Raw genomic sequence first — 12,634 nt, forward strand, 5'->3', positions numbered from 1 at the left:
CTTGATAATAATGTGTAGAAAGCAGGGATTGCATGCTTGTTGTAAACAATGTATCAGAATTAGTAGGAAACACGCCACTCGTTAAATTAAACAGGCTGCCTGATCCGGCCGGCGCTGATGTATATTTAAAATTGGAATACCAGAATCCAAGCGGAAGTGTAAAAGACCGTGCAGCTTTAAATATGATTAAAACCGCGGAAGAGCAGGGTCTTATTCATAAGGATACCGTTATCATTGAACCAACATCCGGTAATACCGGCATCGGACTCGCTATGACTGCATCAGCCCGGGGTTACCAGTCTATTTTAGTTATGCCTGATACGATGTCGCTTGAACGAATTAACCTGTTGAAGGCTTATGGTGCAAAGGTGGAGCTGACACCAGGAGACAAAAAAATGCCCGGGGCTATTGAACGTGCCCATGAACTTGTAAACGAAATTCCCAATGCCTATATGCCTATGCAGTTTGAAAATGAAGCTAATCCGGACGCCCACCGCCTGACTACCGCGTTGGAAATCAAGGCGGCAGTGGAAGAAATCGGCCGGCCGCTCGCCTCTTTTGTCGCTGCTTCCGGAACCGGCGGCACCATTACCGGCACCGGTGAAAAATTAAAAGAATTTTATCCTGATCTTGAGGTTCTTGTTGTTGAGCCGTTTGGCTCACCGGTTCTTTCAGGAGGAAAACCAGGTCCGCACAAGCTCGTCGGTACGAGTCCCGGGTTTATTCCACCGATACTCAATCAGAACGTATACAGCCGTATCGATACGGTTACCGATGAAGATGCTTATCATATCACAAGAAGACTGGCCAAAGAAGAAGGGATTCTCGTTGGGCCCTCATCGGGCGCGGCCTGCTATACCGCGTTGGAAAAAGCAAAAACCCTTTCTCCTGGTGAGATCGTCATTGCGATTGCCTGCGATACCGGAGAACGGTATTTGAGCACCGATTTATTTGAATTTGAGTAAATGGTAGGTAAAAAGACTCCATATATTAAGATTATATGGAGTTTTATTTAGAAAATTGGAAAAGGTTCTGAATTATTGTACAATAAGAGAGTAAAGGGTGCTATTTTTTGTAAACATATACTACCATTTGTCTATTGCATACACTCTATTTATACCAGCAGACCCACAACCCATCGATCTATTACGTAAAGCAGCCCCTATACACAGCGCTTTATAAATCATGGATAAGGAGTGGTTTTTTGAGAACTTCAACCGACCGTATGATCACACGAGTAAAGTCCATCTATATTTATATTAAGCAGAAAGGGACAGTGACAACGACAGAATTGGTTGACGAGTTCGGAATCACACAGCGGACGATTCAGAGAGATTTAAATGTTTTGGAGTATAATGACCTTGTTCACAGTCCTTCTAGAGGAAAGTGGGCAACTACCCGAAAGCGCGTTAAAGCATCCTGATATACCGAAAGCTGCTTTTATCCCCAACTGATTGTAAAGCACACAACCCTCCAGCGCGCAGCCGGAGGGTTGCTGTCTGTTATGAATTCTGCAGTTCCTCTATTTCTTCTTCCCGTAAATCTCTGTATTCCCCGGGTTCCAGTTTAGGATCCAGCATAATGCCGCCAATTTGAATTCTCTTCAAAAACAGCACTTCTTTACCGACAGCATGGCACATTCTTTTCACCTGATGAAACTTCCCTTCTGAAATCGTAATATGCACCAGCATTTTTTCACTGTCCACCTGCTCCAGGCCGGCTGGCTTTGTTTGGTATCCATCGTCCAGGATAATGCCTTCTGCAAACTGTTTTTTGTCTTCCTCTGTAATGGTTTGATCCAGCACAGCTTCATATACTTTAGGGACATGCTTTTTGGGAGAAGTGATGCCGTGGGCAAACTTACCATCATTAGTCAAAATCAGAAGGCCTTCTGTATCTTTATCAAGCCGTCCTACGGGAAAAGGCTGCCGGACCACGTCATCAAATTCCAATATGTTAACAACCGTCTCATGCATGTCATCTTCCGTTGCCGAGATCACGCCCTGTGGTTTATTCATCATCAGATACACAAATTCCCTGTACTCTACGGTTTCCCCTTTCACCGTAATGACGTCCTTATCCGGATTCACCTGCGCAGAAAAGCTTTTTATCTTTTTGCCGTCTGCCTCAACGGCTCCCTGCTTTACTAACTTTTTTACTTCTTTTCTCGTGCCGTATCCTGTATGGGCCAGGAGTTTATCAATCCTCATGCTGCGCCTCCTTCTGTTTCCAGATTTTCTGTACAAAACCTCCATGTTCTCCGCGGATATGCGCATGAATCACCCCGGCTGGAATCTGCTGCAGAACGGCCGTTCTGACCGGCTCTGGGATCCCTTTAGCTTTAAGCTGCTTTTCCAGCCGCAAAATAAGATCTACTGTCTCCTCCACCGCTGTCTGATTGGCTTCGAGCACCTCTGTTTCCTCTCCATGTATCACGTGAAAAGCTTCCTGAAGCCATTTTTCAATATATTCTTTTTCCCTGGGAAAGGCTGCCGGCACTACAAATGTTCCTCCACTCTTTTCCAGATTGGATTGGAGCGCATGCCCGGCAAACTTTGCCGGCACCATTTTGTAATCCGGATACCGTTCGGCTATTTCTTCCGTGCGGATCGATGTGGATGTAATGTAAACAGCCGCCTGTTTAGGAAATTCATGAATATGTGTTTCCAAAAAAGATAACGTAGCTTTTTCCGGGAGTGCTACTATCACATTCATATACTCGGCGAACGATTCAGGCGGTGCGTAATAAGCATTTGTATTTTCTTCCACGTGCTGTTTTGTTCTGTTGTATACCGGAAGCGGTTTATCCGGATGGCCATTCACTATCATTTTTGCAAGCTTTCCAAATCCTATAATTAACATGGCTGATTCTCCTTTTTATAAATATACGTTAAAAGGAAAAACGCTACCTATATGACTCTAGATAGCGTTGGTTTCCTGAGCAGACCTTTTTCGGTCCATTGATGTGTATTTTGAGATGTTAGCTAAAATCCCGAGCAGAATCATCGTTACCAGCAGAGAAGAACCACCATAGCTCATTAATGGAAAAGTAAGACCGGTAATCGGCATTAACCCTGTTGCAGCGCCGGCGTTAATGATAGCCTGGCTGAGAAGCTGAAAAACAATTCCAAATGCCAGCAGCGTGCCGAACTGGTTACGGTTGCGGATTCCAATCAATGAACCTCTCCATGCTATCGTTCCAAGACATAAAAGAATAAAACCAATACCAAAAATACCAAGTTCTTCTGCCACTACCGCAAGAATAAAGTCTGTATGAGGCTCCGGCAGAAAATGCATTTTCTGCACACTCTGCCCCAGCCCTGTTCCAAACAGTCCGCCGTGGGCAAAAGCGATGTACGATTGTATAAGCTGATAGCCGCTTCCACTCGCTGCTTCCGCTACTTCAAAAGGATCGCGGAATGCAGTCAGCCGCTGGACCCGGTATGGCTCAATCGCGGCCAGTATACCTATAACTACCACTGCGACTGCTCCGAGTCCGGCAATGTGTGTTATTTTTGCTCCGGATAGATAGACGATAACTCCTGTCGTCATTATAATCGAAGCCGCCGTTCCTATATCAGGCTGAAGGGCAATTAAAGCAAAAACGATGACAATCATCACAAGCGGCGGCATAACGCCGGTAACTAAACGATTAATATACGTTTGTTTTTTTGAATATACATAAGCCAGATAAATAATCACAGCTATTTTAACAAATTCAGCAGGCTGAATCGTAAACGGACCAACGTTAAACCAGCTTGTCGCCCCATTTACTTCGTTGCCGATAAGCAGTACAAGAAGAAGGGATAGGATCGATGCCAGCATCATGAAAGGAATAAAAACTTGAAACCGCCTGTAAGGAAAGTGCATAAAGAAAATAAAAAACACTGTCCCCAGAATAAAAAAGACAAGCTGTCTTTGAAAAAAGTGCGCAGGGTTGTCATATAAATCAATAGCAAGTGGAAAACTGGCGCTGTAGATCATGACCATCCCGAAAATAGCAAGCGCAAACGAAGCACCAATCATCCACCAGTCGTAATTTTTATATTTTTGCACGTTGATTATTCACCTCGAAGGCCTTTCTTTTTTTAGAGTATAGCATGTACGGAACCACTTAAGTTCAAGGGGCAGCTATTTATTTTTTCAAGATAGAGAACCTGTCGCCAAGGATCTGGCCGGCTAAACCGATTTTTACCGTAAGGATGAAATAAAGAAGAATCCCTGTGATCATGGCAAACACTTCTACAAAGAGGGCGTTTGTCCAGGAAACGAGTGGAAACAGCTGCTCTGCTCCTTCTTTTACAACAATCACTCCAAGGCTCATTACAAGCGTTACGGCCACAATTAAAATGGTCCGCTTGATCAATGGAAGAAAATCAAAATCAGCATATTTCGCGATAATCACTAAATTAAAGACAATCGCTGCAGTAAAGCCAAGAAACGTGCTGATAATAGCTCCCATGGAACCGAGTGCAATTAAAAGCGGATAGGTTAGAATCAACTTTATGATGATCCCCACTATAAGGGAAAGCACCGCAAACCGCTGCTGGTTGATGCCCTGAAGCATCGCTGCGCTGACAGAGAAAAGCGAAAACAAAATGGCTACCGGTGCATAATAGCGCAGAATATAGCCGCCGACCTCGATATCATTTAATCCAAACAAAAGCGCAAATGTAGGATAAGACAATATCATTAAACCAGCTGAAGCCGGTAATGCTAAAAAGATGATTACTTGAAAAGCCTGGGTAATCTGGTTTTGAAGCACTTCATCGTTCTGGCTTGTAAAAGACTTGGTGATAGCCGGAATTAACGTAATGCTCATTGCTGTTGCAATGGCTACCGGAATCAGAATTAAACGGTGTGCCGAACCGGAGAACACGCCGTACATTGTTTCCGCCTGCCCAAGCGTATAGCCGGAGGCGGTAAGGGCGTTGTTGAATGTAAATAAGTCCACCAGCTGGAAAAGCGGAATAGCCAGTCCCACAAACGAAAACGGCAGAGCGTACATAATAAGCTCTTTATACATATTGGTTAATGGCAGATTATGGTCAACCGTGCTTTCCTGTACCTGCTTCTGAATAAAATACTTTCTTTTTTTCCAATAAAACAACAGGACTGCCAGGCCGCCGAGGCCGCCGACAAAAGCACCGAATGTAGCAAATCCTACTGCCGTGCCAAGGTCTCCATCCATTATGTAAAGAACAGAATAAGCCATGCTGAGAATAAATACGATCCGAATGAGTTGTTCCAGCACCTGGGAAACAGCTGTCGGGCCCATTGACTGATTTCCTTGAAAGAACCCGCGGATAACTGCCATCGCAGGGATAATAATTAATGCTACGCTGACCATGCGGATAACAAAGGTAACATCTGTCAGGGAGTTTCCATCCAGATCACCTGGATCACTGATAATCCATCCGGAAATAACAGGAGCCATCGAAAACAATACAAGAAATGCCAGGAAGCCGGTAATACTCATAAATAAAATACCGGTTTTTAACAGGCGCTGACCCGTTTTATAATCTCCCATTGCGTTATATTTGGAAACAAATTTTGAGACAGCCATAGGCACGCCGAGCGTTGCCATGCTGAGCAGGATAACATAGGGCTGGTAGCCGTACTGGTAAAGTGCCAGTCCCTGCTGGCCCACCATTGCGACAAAAGGAAATACATATACCATGCCAAGAATCTTTGAGGCGAACGTTGCCATCGTTAGAATCATCGTACCACGTAAAAATTTCGAGTCGGTCATACATTCATCTCCAATTAGTTACTAAATCTCATCCTTGAGAATTTTACCATAATTCTCTCTGAGAATCTTGTAAATCATTGGAGATGAACAAATAATTTATCCGCTTATCCTTTCAAAGCTTTCAGATAATAGCTTCTCGTTCGGGGACCGTCGAATTCACAGAAATAGATTCCCTGCCATGTGCCGAGCACTAATGCGCCGTTCTCCACAATGATCGTCTGCCCTGTGCCTACTGTGCTTGCTTTCAGGTGGGAGGCGGTATTGCCTTCCGCATGGCGGTATTTCTCGTGATCCCACGGATAGACTTCATCGAGCCTCATAATCATATCTTTCTTCACGTCGGGGTCGGCGTTTTCATTAACCGTAATACCGGCCGTCGTGTGCGGACAGTACACCGTAATTATCCCTTCGTCCATTTCTTCTTCGCGGACATATTTTTCTACTTCTCTTGTAATATCAATAAACTGGTCTCTCGTTTTTGTTTTCAGCTGCATTTTCTTCATTATTTCCCAGCTCCTTTTTATGGCTGTCTCTAAAGTGGGAGACAGTACGATTATTTGTTATGATAGGGTTACTTTACAGATATATAATGATTATTACATGTTTACACAGAGAAAGGATATTATTATGCGATACGATACGATAGTAGTAGGAGGCGGGCCTGCCGGTTTGATGTCGGCCGCTGCAGCCGCGGAGCACGGGGCACGCGTCCTCCTGCTTGATAAAGGAAAGAAACTCGGCCGTAAGCTCGCGATTTCCGGAGGCGGCCGCTGTAACGTTACGAACCGGATGGAACTTAAACAGCTTATTGAGCATATACCCGGTAATGGGAAATTTATGTACAGCCCTTTTTCCAATTTTAACAATGAAGACATTATTGCCTATTTCGAAGGACTGGGCATTGAATTGAAAGAAGAAGATATGGGACGGATGTTTCCGGTAAACGATAAAGCTGTTACCGTCGTACAGACTCTTTTACAGGAGCTTGAAAGGCTGCAGGTTGAAACGAGAAAGCAGACAAAAGTGGCTTCTCTTCTTATGGAAAACAATAAAATAGAAGGGCTCGTGCTCGAAGACGGGGAAAAACTGTATGCACCATCTGTCATTATCGCGACCGGCGGCAAATCTGTTCCGCAGACCGGCAGCACCGGAGACGGCTATCCGTGGGCGGAAGCTGCAGGCCATACGATTACGGAGCTTTATCCTACCGAAGTTCCGATTACGTCCAGCGAACCGTTTATTCAGCAGAAAGTACTGCAGGGAGCTTCTTTTCAGGACGTAGCCTTAACTGTTATGCAGCCGAAAGGAAAAAAGATAAAAACCCACCGCGGCGGTTTTATTTTTACTCATTTTGGCGTATCCGGACCGATCAGCCTGCGCTGCAGCCAATATGTTGTAAAAGCCTTAAAAAAGTACAAAACAGACACCATTTCTTTATCACTAGCTCTTTACCCGGACAGCAGTCCGGAATCTATTTTTCAGCAGTTTATTACTCTTAAAAAAACAAACGGTACAAAAAACAGTAAAAATGCCTTGAAATCATGGCTGCCCGAAAAGTCCCTCGTGTTTTTCCTGGAGAGGGCAGAAATAGCTGCCGATCAACCGTTAAATACGATTACCAATGATGCCCTGCGCAGACTCGCAGAGCTTCTAACCGACTTCCGTATTGAAGCACACGGCACATTGTCGATTGAAGAAGCATTCGTTACCGGAGGAGGCATTTCAATTAAAGAAATTGACCCGAAACGGATGGAATCGAAAATGACAGAAGGATTATTTTTCTGCGGAGAAATTCTGGATGTGCATGGTTATACAGGCGGCTTTAATATCACCTGTGCGTTTTCCACCGGCTATTCTGCTGGTACCGCCGCCGCTGAACTGAAAAACACGGCACCTTTATCAAAATAATTCAAAACTGGTCACGCGGATAGTGCTTTTCACAGACAATCTTTCATCTGTGCTATCCCTTCACGAATCAATTATTATCTTCCTCCTTTTTTTTAAGCTGTCTTTCTCGTTTAGCAGCTTTATCGCTCAGTTTTGACTGCTGCATGTAATAAAGAATTTTTGTTGCAAACGCCAAAATCAACCCAACACCGCTCAGTATGTAAATGATAGTAAATATTTTCCCAAAGTTCGTTTGTGGGGAGAAATCACCATAACCAACCGTTGCCAGCGTAACCACGCTGAAATAAAGCGCATCCAGCAATGATAGTCCTTCCACATTACTGTAGAACAATGTTCCGGAGAGCAGCATTCCTCCGGTAAGAGAGAGCAGCACCTGAAATTCCGGCTCTTGCAACCCTCGAAGAATGGCCTTAACTATCCTTCGAAATACTAATAGAAATGAAACCATGCTCCACTCCCCCTTTTTCCTTGTAACAAATTTCGCCGTCCTGGTGCAAAAATCCTTTTTTCGTCCTATTGCCGATAAGTACAGCGTTTTGAAGAAAACTTTTGACAAGATCTTTTACAAGGAAAAGCAAAACTCTAAAAAAAAGCCGCTGACTTTCCATGTTTTTGGAAAATCAGCGGCTTTATTAATGATCATCGACTTAAAGAATCTAACAGTGACAGATTTTTCAACAGCCACTTTTTTAAGAGGATAGACTTTCTTTGGCTTCACAAGTTCTACAGCCTCAATTAGCTACAATATTTACGAGCTTTCCAGGGACAACGATAACTTTGCGGATCGTTTTGCCTTCAATTTCTTCTTTAATTTTCGGCTGGGCCATAGCAAGTTCTTCCGTTGCTGCTTTATCTGCTTCTCTTGCAATAAGCAGCTTGGCTTTCACTTTGCCGTTTACCTGCACGACAATTTCTACTTCATCTTCAATCAGCATTTTTTCATCATAAACCGGCCACGGTTCATACGTGATTGTACCCTCATGGCCCAGATATGCCCAGAGCTCTTCTGCAAGATGGGGAGCAATCGGAGAAAGGAGCTTTGTAAACCCTTCTATCCATGGCTTAGGCAGTTCATCCTGCTTATATGCTTCATTAATAAAGATCATCAGCTGACTGATCCCTGTATTAAAGCGAAGGTGTGTAAATTCTTCCGTCACTTTGGCGACTGTTTTATGATACGTTTTCTCAAAATCACCGGACGTTACTTTTGTTGTAACCGCCGGGCTCAGCTCATTATCATTTTTTATAAGCAGACGCCAGATTCTATCCAAAAAGCGACGGGCACCTTCTACCCCATTTTCCGACCAGGCGATGGAGGCGTCCAGCGGCCCCATGAACATTTCATATAGACGCAGCGTGTCCGCGCCGTGAGTTTTTACAATCGTATCGGGATTTACTACATTCCCTTTTGACTTGCTCATTTTTTCATTATTTTCTCCAAGAATCATTCCCTGGTTGTACAGGCGCTGGAATGGCTCTTTCGTTGAAACAACTCCAATATCGTAAAGCACCTTATGCCAGAAGCGAGCGTACAGCAGATGAAGCACGGCATGCTCGGCGCCTCCGATATAAATATCAACCGGCATCCACCGCTTCAGCTTTTCTTCGTCTGCCAGCTTTTCCGTGTTATCCGGATCAATATAACGAAGGTAATACCAGCAGCTTCCTGCCCACTGCGGCATCGTGTTCGTTTCACGGCGTCCTTTCATTCCCGTTACCGGATCGGTTACTTCCAGCCAGTCTTTTGCGTTGGCAAGCGGGGATTCCCCTGTACCTGACGGCTTAAACTCATCCATATCCGGTAATACAAGAGGAAGCTCTTCTTCCGGAAGCTCACTCATGCTGCCATCTTCCCAGTGAATGATAGGAATCGGCTCGCCCCAGTAGCGCTGGCGGCTGAACAGCCAGTCACGGAGCCTGTACGTCACTTTCTTTTCTCCGGTTCCCTTCTCTTCCAGCCACTTAATCATTGCTGCAATCGCTTCTTTTGTGCTAAGTCCGTTCAAAAATCCAGAATGAATATGGTCTCCGTCACCGGTATAGGCTTCCTTTTCGATGCTGCCGCCTTCCAACACCTGGATAATCGGCAGATCGTATTTTTTCGCAAATTCATAGTCACGCTGATCGTGGGCGGGCACGGCCATAATAGCACCGCTTCCGTATGTGGAAAGAACATAATCCGCAATCCAAACGGGTACTTCTTCGCCGGTAACCGGATGGATCGCATAGGCACCGGTAAATACACCGCTTTTCTCTTTCTGAAGCTCAGTACGTTCCAGGTCACTTTTTGTTGCTACTTCTTTCTGGTAGGTTTCAACTGCCTGCTTTTGATCGGCCGTTGTAATAGCCGGCGTGAGCTCATGTTCAGGAGAAAGCACGCAGTAAGTGGCTCCATATAATGTATCAGGGCGTGTTGTAAACACGGTAAAAGACTTCGCGGATCCTCTCACGTTAAAGGTAACTTCTGCGCCTTCCGAACGCCCAATCCAATTGCGCTGCATATCTTTAATGCTTTCCGGCCAGTCCAGTTCTTCAAGATCCTCGAGAAGACGATCGGCATATTCCGTAATTTTAAGCATCCACTGCTTCATCGGACGGCGTTCCACCGGATGGCCGCCGCGTTCACTTTTTCCATCAATGACTTCTTCATTGGCGAGCACGGTTCCGAGCGCCGGGCACCAGTTTACAGCGATTTCATCCATGTATGCCAGGTTCTTTTTGTAAAGCTGGATGAAGATCCACTGGGTCCACTTGTAATACTCCGGATCGGTTGTATTGATTTCACGGTCCCAGTCATAAGAAAACCCCAGAGATTTAATCTGGCGTTTAAACGTATCAATATTGGATTTCGTAAAATCGCGCGGGTGCTTTCCGGTATCCAGTGCAAATTGTTCCGCCGGCAGACCGAATGCGTCCCAGCCGATCGGATGAAGCACATTGTAGCCCTGCATCCGTTTCATTCTTGATAAAATATCCGTAGCCGTATAGCCTTCCGGGTGGCCTACGTGAAGCCCTGATCCTGATGGATAGGGAAACATATCCAGTGCATAATAATCCGGATTTCCGTTTTGTTCATCTTCCAGGCGGAACGTTTTATTTTCTTCCCAGTGCTTCTGCCATTTCTGTTCAATTTCCTGATGCGGAAATGCCATGTTTGCAGCCTCCTCTTTCTCTATATCACGATTATTCCTATGCTTTCTATCGCAGAGATACTATGTATAAATACATTATATCGTACTTTCGCTTTCTTCACTGAAGAATGGTAATCAATATATGATATTTTATGGATTAACCCCTTGCCTGTCAAGGCAGAGCAGGTATACTCCCATTCCACCGCTGGGTTTTCAAAAATAAGCGTGATAGAATAAAGGATACACTAGAAGTACTTATACAGGGAGAGATACACATGAATGCAGATACAGCCTCTCCGGTATTTTGGGGAGACAAACGATATTATACATGGAATCATCAGTTGAAAAATCATTTCGGCGAAAAAATTATTAAAGTTCCTCTTGATGGGGGGTTTGACTGCCCCAACCGGGACGGGGCCGTGGCTTCCGGAGGCTGTACGTTCTGCTCCCAGCGGGGGTCCGGAGATTTTGCCGGAGACCGCGGAGAAGATATTATTGACCAGTTCCACACGGTAAAAAACCGAATGAACCGAAAATGGAAAAAAGGAAAATATATCGGCTATTTTCAAGCGTTCAGCAATACGTATGCTCCGGTCGAAGAATTAAAAGTAATGTTTGAAAGTATCCTCAGGCAAGAGGATGTTGTGGGACTATCTATTGCAACACGACCGGACTGCCTGCCCGACGATGTGGTTGACTATTTGGCTGAATTAAACCAGCGGACCCATCTCTGGGTGGAGCTCGGCCTCCAGACGGTTCATGAACGAACCGCCCTGTTAATTAACCGGGCTCATGACTACGACTGTTATAAAGAAGGCGTAGAAAAGCTCAGAAAACACAATATTAACGTCTGCGCCCATGTGATCAACGGCCTTCCTCTGGAAACGCCTGAGATGATGCTCGAAACAGTAGAGGAAGTAAGCAGACTTGATATTCAGGGCATTAAGATTCACCTGCTGCACTTGTTAAAGAAAACCCCGATGGTAAAACAATATGAAAAAGGACTTGTCGAGCTGATGTCACAGGAGGATTATATTCAGCTGACGGCGGACCAGATTGAAAGGCTTCCCGCTTCTATTACGATTCACCGCCTAACCGGTGACGGGCCGGCCGAGCTGATGATAGGGCCGATGTGGAGCATGAATAAGTGGAGCGTATTAAATGGCATCGATGATGAATTGAAACGACGCGGAAGCTGGCAGGGTAAGTTTGCCGATGGCTTCCGGGAGGCTTCCCAATGAAAATACCCGGTGTTCTTCCCTTTGGCAGGCTTCTTTTGGAAAAATACCTTCATAAAGGAGCCGCAGCTATTGACGCCACGGCCGGCAAAGGCGCCGACACCTTGTTTCTGGCCGAACGGGCTGCTGTCGTATACGCGTTTGATATTCAAAAGCAGGCGATTGACGCCACAGCCGAACGTGTAGACAGCGCCGGGTTCACCAATGTACACCTTATTCATGACAGTCATGAAAATATAGTGGAACGGGTGCCGAAAGAAGTACTCCATAAAACAGCTGCGGTAGTGTTTAATTTAGGTTACCTGCCCTCCGGGGATAAAAGTATTACGACAACGACATCATCCACGCTTCAGACGCTGGATCACCTGCTTCCTGTTCTATCTAAAGGATGCGTCATCCTTATTACCGCTTACCCGGGGCACGATGAAGGTGCACGCGAGCAGACTGCAGTGGACAAATACGTGTCAGCGATCGATCAGCACGCCTTTCATGCAGCCAAATACCAGTTTATCAATCAGATAAATAACCCGCCTCTCGTATATGCTTTGGAAAAAAGATAAATCTTACTATATAATAATGGAAGTGTGAGGCAGCTGCCGCACGAA

General features: G+C 45.2%; 12 protein-coding genes. 5 read left to right on the top strand and 7 right to left on the bottom strand.

All coding sequences use genetic code 11. The features are described from left to right. Positions 1-32 precede the first annotated feature (32 nt). Positions 33-965, top strand: coding sequence for a cysteine synthase A (gene cysK / locus AC5W14_RS03310; RefSeq protein ID WP_496193661.1), 933 nt, complete (start codon positions 33-35; stop codon positions 963-965). 239 nt (positions 966-1,204) lie between these two features. Further along, positions 1,205-1,423, top strand: coding sequence for a DeoR family transcriptional regulator (locus tag AC5W14_RS03315; protein WP_252314551.1), 219 nt, complete (start codon positions 1,205-1,207; stop codon positions 1,421-1,423). Between the two features lie 79 nt (positions 1,424-1,502). On the opposite strand, the gene AC5W14_RS03320 is transcribed toward AC5W14_RS03315, so the two are convergent. The 5 genes from AC5W14_RS03320 to AC5W14_RS03340 form a co-directional block, all read right to left on the bottom strand. Beyond that, on the bottom strand, positions 1,503-2,210 hold the full coding sequence (locus tag AC5W14_RS03320; RefSeq protein ID WP_496059030.1) for a pseudouridine synthase: 708 nt from the start codon (positions 2,208-2,210) through the stop codon (positions 1,503-1,505). Further along, on the bottom strand, positions 2,200-2,862 hold the full coding sequence (locus AC5W14_RS03325; RefSeq protein ID WP_496059029.1) for a hypothetical protein: 663 nt from the start codon (positions 2,860-2,862) through the stop codon (positions 2,200-2,202). Before AC5W14_RS03325 ends, AC5W14_RS03320 begins: the two co-directional genes overlap by 11 nt. Before the next feature lie 57 nt (positions 2,863-2,919). After that, positions 2,920-4,056 carry a putative lipid II flippase FtsW gene (gene ftsW / locus AC5W14_RS03330; RefSeq protein WP_496059028.1) on the bottom strand — a complete coding sequence of 379 codons (1,137 nt, stop codon included), beginning with the start codon at positions 4,054-4,056 and terminating at the stop codon, positions 2,920-2,922. Positions 4,057-4,135: 79 nt separating this feature from the next. Further along, positions 4,136-5,752, bottom strand: a complete 1,617-nt coding sequence (locus AC5W14_RS03335; RefSeq protein WP_496059027.1) for a putative polysaccharide biosynthesis protein — start codon at positions 5,750-5,752, stop codon at positions 4,136-4,138. A 104-nt stretch (positions 5,753-5,856) separates the two neighbouring features. Next, positions 5,857-6,258, bottom strand: coding sequence for a secondary thiamine-phosphate synthase enzyme YjbQ (locus tag AC5W14_RS03340; protein WP_496059645.1), 402 nt, complete (start codon positions 6,256-6,258; stop codon positions 5,857-5,859). Between the two features lie 121 nt (positions 6,259-6,379). Here AC5W14_RS03340 and AC5W14_RS03345 point away from each other — a divergent pair, with 121 nt between their 5' ends. Further along, on the top strand, positions 6,380-7,660 hold the full coding sequence (locus AC5W14_RS03345) for a BaiN/RdsA family NAD(P)/FAD-dependent oxidoreductase (protein ID WP_496193662.1): 1,281 nt from the start codon (positions 6,380-6,382) through the stop codon (positions 7,658-7,660). A 67-nt stretch (positions 7,661-7,727) separates the two neighbouring features. Here the strand turns inward: AC5W14_RS03345 and AC5W14_RS03350 are convergent, their stop codons facing one another. Then, a complete protein-coding gene (locus AC5W14_RS03350) occupies positions 7,728-8,108 on the bottom strand; it encodes a potassium channel family protein (protein ID WP_496059025.1) in 381 nt (126 codons plus the stop codon). Between the two features lie 283 nt (positions 8,109-8,391). Further along, positions 8,392-10,812: a leucine--tRNA ligase gene (leuS, locus tag AC5W14_RS03355; RefSeq protein ID WP_496059024.1), complete on the bottom strand. Its 2,421-nt coding sequence runs from the start codon at positions 10,810-10,812 to the stop codon at positions 8,392-8,394. Between the two features lie 254 nt (positions 10,813-11,066). Between leuS and mnmL the strand changes: the two genes are divergently transcribed. Beyond that, on the top strand, positions 11,067-12,032 hold the full coding sequence (gene mnmL, locus AC5W14_RS03360) for a tRNA modification radical SAM protein MnmL/YtqA (RefSeq protein WP_496059023.1): 966 nt from the start codon (positions 11,067-11,069) through the stop codon (positions 12,030-12,032). Next, positions 12,029-12,589, top strand: a complete 561-nt coding sequence (gene mnmM / locus AC5W14_RS03365) for a tRNA 5-(aminomethyl)-2-thiouridylate-methyltransferase MnmM (protein ID WP_496059022.1) — start codon at positions 12,029-12,031, stop codon at positions 12,587-12,589. The genes mnmL and mnmM overlap by 4 nt, the downstream gene beginning before the upstream one ends. The last annotated feature ends 45 nt before the right edge of the window (positions 12,590-12,634 follow it).

The organism is Sinobaca sp. TMA16-18 (assembly GCF_059510535.1).